General features: G+C 57.7%; 1 protein-coding gene. It reads right to left on the bottom strand.

Annotated features, from left to right (window positions below):
• Positions 1–775 (bottom strand): cyclopropane-fatty-acyl-phospholipid synthase family protein (locus A3754_RS24480; RefSeq protein WP_156497209.1); only part of this gene is annotated, 775 nt, incomplete at both ends.

The following is a 775-nucleotide window of genomic DNA, read 5'->3' as shown; positions in this document are numbered from 1 at the left end:
GCACGGTGATCGCCTGAATCAACAACAGCCCTTCCGGCTTCAAGCGTTTGCCGAGTACGTCAAAGTATCCCGGCAGAAATTCTGCCCCCACCGCTTCAATCATTTCCACCGACACCACACGATCGTATTGGCCGGTGAGTTCACGGTAGTCATTTTCCAGAATGGTGATGCAGTTATCCAACCCGGCATCGGCCACCTGTTGGCGGGCATAGCGGGCCTGCTCACGGGAGATAGTTGTGGTGGTAACGGTGACGCCATAATGCCGTGCCGCATGCAGGGCCAACCCACCCCAGCCGGTGCCGATTTCCAGCAGGGTCATCCCCGGCTGCAATTGCAGGCGCTGACAGATCAGGTCCAGCTTGTGTACAGACGCTTCTTCAAGGGACGCATCCGGGTGGGGAAACACCGCACTGGAATACATCATGGTGCGATCAAGAAACAGGCTGAAAAAATCGTTGCCCAGATCATAGTGGGCAGAAATATTCCGGCGGGAACCTTGCAGTGAATTACGGTTGTAGCGATGCAGCATTTTCAGCGCCGGCTTGGACAGGGCCGCAAAGCCACCTTCCAGGGCTTGCATGGCATCCACATTGGCCGCGAAATAGCGAATCACCTTGATCAGGTCCGGGCTGGACCAGCCCTGCTCCATAAACGCTTCCGCCGCCCCCAGCGCCCCACCGCTCATCATCATGCTGTAGGTGCGCCAGTCGGCCAGTACGATGTGCCCCAGGTCATTAGCCAGAGCGTTATTGTCCCGCACGGCGGAACCAAGCAT

The organism is Alcanivorax sp. HI0083 (assembly GCF_001635175.1).
This window is presented reverse-complemented; position numbering and strand designations above follow the sequence as displayed.